The following is a 4,973-nucleotide window of genomic DNA, read 5'->3' as shown; positions in this document are numbered from 1 at the left end:
ATGCTATGCGTGAAGGTGGCCTCCGATCGCTCGGCGATGTACCGCTCCACGGCCTTCCAGTAGCCTTGGTCATCCCGGCGCGTATCTCAAGGCACTTGGTGTGCCGGTCCTGTGCACGCGTGTCGTAGTCAGCGAAGGCTATACACGGCCAGCGCTTCGGCAGGCGCGAGCACCGGGACGCTCGCGCTCTTGAAGTCGCGCGCGTTGCGCGTGACCACACACCGTGCATCGACAACCAGAGCCGCGACGACCTGCAGTGCGTCTTCGTAGTCGGAGATCCCAAGTGTGAGTGCTCGCTGAAAGGCGGCCCCATCGAGAGGCACCACGCGCACAATCGAGAGCAGGTCGGCAATCGCCGCTGCCGCTACCTGGCGCCCCCGCTCTCGCTCGACGATGTAGTGCACCGTGCTGAGCGCGTGTGCCGACACCCACGCATCCAGGACACCCTGGTGTGCCGCCGTGAACAGACGTGCGGCATCGTTGCTCCACGGCGCCCGGTCGAGCATCAGGTCGAGCACCACGTTGGTGTCGATCAGCACGACCGGAGTGCCGCGCGATCCCTTGCCCGTTTTGGGAGGAACCGGCTCACGTACCCTGCGCGTCGGCACCTACTCTCGCGCTCCGTACTTGCGAACGAGGTGCTGCCGATAGTCGTGCTCCGTGAGCGCTGAGTCGCGTACCACGCCGAGCAGGCGACGGACGGCCGGTGTGAGCTCGTCAGCCAACGGACGGGCCTCCGCATCGGGGAGCGCACTCAGCAAATCGTCGACGAGGCGAGACACACTGGTGCCGCGCGCCGCGGCCACTCTGTCCGCCTTCTCCATGGCTTCAGGGGAGAGGGTCAGATTGGTCGCGCGACGGGTCTGTGCAGCGTACGGCGACGCGACGGTCTCGCGAACGCGACCTTTGGGAGGTTTCGACAACGGTCCACCTATGCGCATAGTTGAAGAAAAAATATGCGCATATAATCGCGTCAGGGCAATTCCACACGCGAGCGCAGTTGCGGTGGAAACATCAGGGTCGGCCGCCGGTCATGTATCCCGCTCCAACCGGAAGAAGAATGGCGCCGCGCCGCGCATGTCCATCAGCCCGAACACGGTGCGGTGGTCGATGCGCCGGAACAGATCGATGATCGGCAGATGGTCGTACACCATCGCCGCCGTCGTCACGCCCCGATACGTCATCGCTCGCAACCGGGCCCGCGGCTGGCGCGTGCGGAGCAGCGGGGTGGCGAGGGTGAACAGGGTGCGCGACACCGGATGCCGCGAGAGTGTGTGGTAGCGCGACAGCGAGAGCGGAATCCGCCGCGGATCGATGGCGTACGGCTGTCCGGCGCGATCCCGGAATACGAGCGGGTGTACCGCCTCGTCGCTCTCGAACGCCTTGCCGTACCACGCGTAGGCTTCGAGCAGACCGTCCATGTCGTGACCGGTCGGCACACCGGAGCCACGCCAGTGGCCATGCATCTCCTGCGTGGTCACCGCCGGCAGCGCGTCGAAGAATGCCAACGCCTCGGTCTGTGTCATGATTCGCGTGTTGGTCGGCGTCAGGGGTGAATCCTCGTCACAACCGGCAGGATGATGTTGGACGCCCGCACCTCGCGGCGATAGACCCGATGGGTCGCCGTCGGTGTCGCCCGGGTGCTACGTTCCCGCGCCATTCCTGCGTCTTCAGGCCATCTCTCCACGCCCGCCATGCGCCGATTCCTCGCCGGCCTCGTTCTCACGCCCTTCGTCCTCGCGCCCGTCGCCCTCTCGGCGCAGGCCAAGCCCCTGCTCAGCCCGGCCGACTATGGCCAATGGCAGACCGTGGGGCAGTTCCGCCTCTCGCCGCGCGGCGACTGGGTGGCCACCGGGATCAGTCGTGTGAACGAAGAGAACGAGCTCCAACTGCGTGGCGGCCCGCGCGACACAACCATCATCGTTCCCTACGCCACGCAGCCGGCCTTCACCGCCACCAATGCCTGGGTGGGTTATCTGGTGGGCGTCTCGCCCACGAAGCGGGACAGTCTCACGACCGCCAAGAAGCCGGTGCGCACGAGCCTCGTGCTGCGTCCGCTCGCTGCCGGTGCCTTGCTCACGGAACCTGACATCCAGACGTTCACCTTCAGCGCCGACGGCCGATTTGCCGCGGCCACGCGCTATCCGGCCGAAGGCAAGCGCGTCAGCGATGTCGTCGTATACGATCTCGCCACGGGGAGCCGCTTCACGCTGCAGCAGGTCAGCGAGCAGGTGTGGAGCGAGCGCGGCTCGCTGCTGGCGGTGGCCATCGAGGGAGAGGCGGGCAGCGGCTCGAGTGTGCAGCTCTACGATGCGGCGACGAATACGCTCAAGGTGCTCGCGGCGGGTCCGTCGCCCTTCCGTGCGCTCGCGTGGCGCATGGGCACACGTGATCTTGCGGTGCTGCAATCCCGCCCCGACCCGGCGTTCCGCGACACGGCGCATGTGGTGCATCTGTTCAGCGACGTGAGTGCGTCATGCGCGTGTTTGCCGACGACGCTCGACGCGACGAGGGCGGTCCAGTTCCCGCAAGGGATGCGCATCGCCGAGCACCGCCGTCCGGTGTGGTCCGCGGACGGCCGCACCCTGTTCGTCGGTCTGCGTCCGCGTGAGCCACAGGCAGCCGCGCTCAAGAAGAGTGAGGAGAAGCCCAGCGACGTGGAGATCTGGCACCCGAACGACGTGCGCATGTTCCGGCAGCAGATGGCGCAGGAGGCAGCCGACCTGCGCCGCACGCTCGTGGCGGCGTGGCACATCGCGCCGAACCATCTGCTGCCGCTCACGACCGATCTGATGGAGACCGCGACGGTCCTCGATGGGGGGCGTTTCGTCACCGAGGCCGACACGAAGCCGTACCCGTGGGAGATGAAGTTCGGGCGCAATGTCACCGACGTGTACGCCATCGACGCGAATACCGGTGCGCGCACGAAGGTCGCTACGCGCACGGCGCACTGGTACGGCGGCAACCCCACGGGCACGCACGTGGCCTATGGCGACGGGCGCGACTACTGGGTGGTGGAGCTCGTGACCGGGCGGCGTACCAATCTCACCGCGACCATCACGCGCAGCGGCCGGGCCGACTTCGTCGATCACGACGATGATCATCCGAGCCCGATTCCGCACCAGTTCGCGATCGCCGGGTGGGCAAAGGATGGTACGTCGCTGCTCGTGCACGACACGCACGACGTCTGGCAGCTGCCGGTGACCGGCGGCGCGGCGGTGCGGCTCACCAACGGGGCGCCGGAGCGGATCCGGTATCGGCTGCAGTCCTTCGCGCCGGTCGGCGCCGGTGTCGCCGAGCGCGCGGTCGATCTCGCGTCGCCCGTGTACTTCACGCTCACCGGCCGCCGCACGAAGGCCAGCGGGTGGGCGCGCCGTCTCGCGAACGGCACGGTGGAACGTCTCGCCTACGGGGATGCCGCGTACCGTGCACTCGTGCGTGCCGACAGCGCCGCGGTCATGGGGTACGTGCGCGGCCGCTACGACACGTCGCCGAACGTATTCGTGGGCCCCGATGTCGCGTCGGCGAAGGCCGTGACGGCGACCAACCCGTTCCAGGCGAACCATGCGTGGGGTAAGGTCGAGCTCATCGACTTCCGCAGCACGATCGGCCAGTCGTTACAGGGGTTGCTCTACTATCCCGCGAACTATGACCCGTCGAAGAAGTATCCGCTCATCGTGTATACCTACGAGCGGCTCACGGACGGGCTACACAACTACATCGCGCCGAACCAGACGAACTACTACAACACGACGGTCTTCACGCAGCAGGGGTACTTCGTGTTGCACCCGGACATCGTCTTCCGCCCGCGCGAGCCGGGGCTCGGCACGCAGCACGCGGTGGAGGGGGCGGTGAAGGCCGTGCTCGCGCGCGGCCACGTGGATCCGGCGCGCGTGGGGCATGTGGGCCATTCGCAGGGCGGCTACGAGGCGGCGTTTCTGGGCACACGCTCGAAGCTGTTCGCCACGACGATCGTGGGCTCGGGGATCACCGACATGATCAGCTTCGCGGGGCAGCTGCACTGGAGCGGCGGCAGTGCCGAGTTCGACCACTGGGAGACAGGGCAGTTCCGCATGCAGGTCGCGCCGTGGGAGGACTTCGGCGCGATGCTCGCGAATTCCCCGCTCACCACGGTGCACCGCATGCCGGCCAAGAGCATTCTCGTGATGATCGGCAGCGAAGACGGGACCGTGGAGCCGCGACAGGGCACGCTCTTCTACAACTACGCGCGCCGTGCCGGGAAGCAGGTGGTGCTGCTGCAGTATCCGGGTGAGGGGCACGGCCTCACGAAGAAGGAGAATCAGCGCGACTACCAGACGCGCATCCTCCAGTGGTTCGGGCACTACCTCAAGGGGGACGCGGCGCCGGCGTGGATCACACGCGGGCAGACGGCGCTCGAGCGGCGCGCGATGCTGGAGGCGAACAAGTAGGGGGTGGGTTGCGGTCGACATCACGTCCGCGGCGTGGCCCGACGCCAGCTCGCACTCCCCTGGCGAACCAGGTTCCAGCGCCTCTAGCTTCCCGACATGACCGCACCGAATGACAATGCGCGCCAGTCAGCATTCTACGCGTCGCCAATCCCGCAGTTTCTCGATACCGACGAGGCGACTGTACTGGGACACCTCGCGGGTGGTAGCGGCCTCACAATCGACGGGGCGCAAACGGAAGCGTGGAAGGAACAGGTGCGGGTGCTCAAGCGCACACTCCCCGGTGTCGATGGGTCGCTGTTCCTCGAGTTCGATGTGCCGCGCCTTGGTAGCCGTATTGACGGCGTGGTCCTCGCCAACTCTGCGGTCGTGCCGATCGAGTTCAAGGTGGGCGAGCATCGCTACACCAAGAACGACTACAACCAGGCGTGGGACTATGCCCTCGACCTCAAGAACTTCCACGAGGCGAGCCGAGAGTTACCGATCTTCCCGGTACTCTGTGCGACCAATGGCGCGAACCCCGAGAATAGCTGGGAACGCCCGCAC

4 protein-coding genes and 1 pseudogene are annotated in these 4,973 nt (G+C 66.8%); 2 read left to right on the top strand and 3 right to left on the bottom strand.

Features of this window, described 5'->3' with window-relative positions:
* Positions 1-128: 128 nt before the first annotated feature.
* From ACIQ6O_RS12845 to ACIQ6O_RS12835, 3 genes are all read right to left on the bottom strand, one after another.
* Positions 129-539, bottom strand: coding sequence for a type II toxin-antitoxin system VapC family toxin (locus ACIQ6O_RS12845; RefSeq protein ID WP_396208187.1), 411 nt, complete (start codon positions 537-539; stop codon positions 129-131).
* Positions 540-608: 69 nt separating this feature from the next.
* Positions 609-941: a DUF6364 family protein gene (locus tag ACIQ6O_RS12840; protein WP_396208186.1), complete on the bottom strand. Its 333-nt coding sequence runs from the start codon at positions 939-941 to the stop codon at positions 609-611.
* 90 nt (positions 942-1,031) lie between these two features.
* Positions 1,032-1,526 (bottom strand): DUF4334 domain-containing protein, encoded by a 495-nt coding sequence (locus tag ACIQ6O_RS12835; RefSeq protein WP_396208185.1) that lies wholly within the window; start codon positions 1,524-1,526, stop codon positions 1,032-1,034.
* Between the two features lie 168 nt (positions 1,527-1,694).
* Here ACIQ6O_RS12835 and ACIQ6O_RS12830 point away from each other — a divergent pair, with 168 nt between their 5' ends.
* A complete protein-coding gene (locus tag ACIQ6O_RS12830; protein ID WP_396208184.1) occupies positions 1,695-4,430 on the top strand; it encodes a prolyl oligopeptidase family serine peptidase in 2,736 nt (911 codons plus the stop codon).
* 96 nt (positions 4,431-4,526) lie between these two features.
* Positions 4,527-4,973: pseudogene (locus tag ACIQ6O_RS12825) on the top strand (hypothetical protein); the annotation flags it as partial.

The organism is Gemmatimonas sp. (assembly GCF_044345575.1).
Taxonomy (GTDB): Bacteria; Gemmatimonadota; Gemmatimonadetes; order Gemmatimonadales; family Gemmatimonadaceae; genus Gemmatimonas.
Note: the sequence above shows the minus strand (reverse complement) of the source record. Positions and strands in the feature narration are given on the sequence as shown.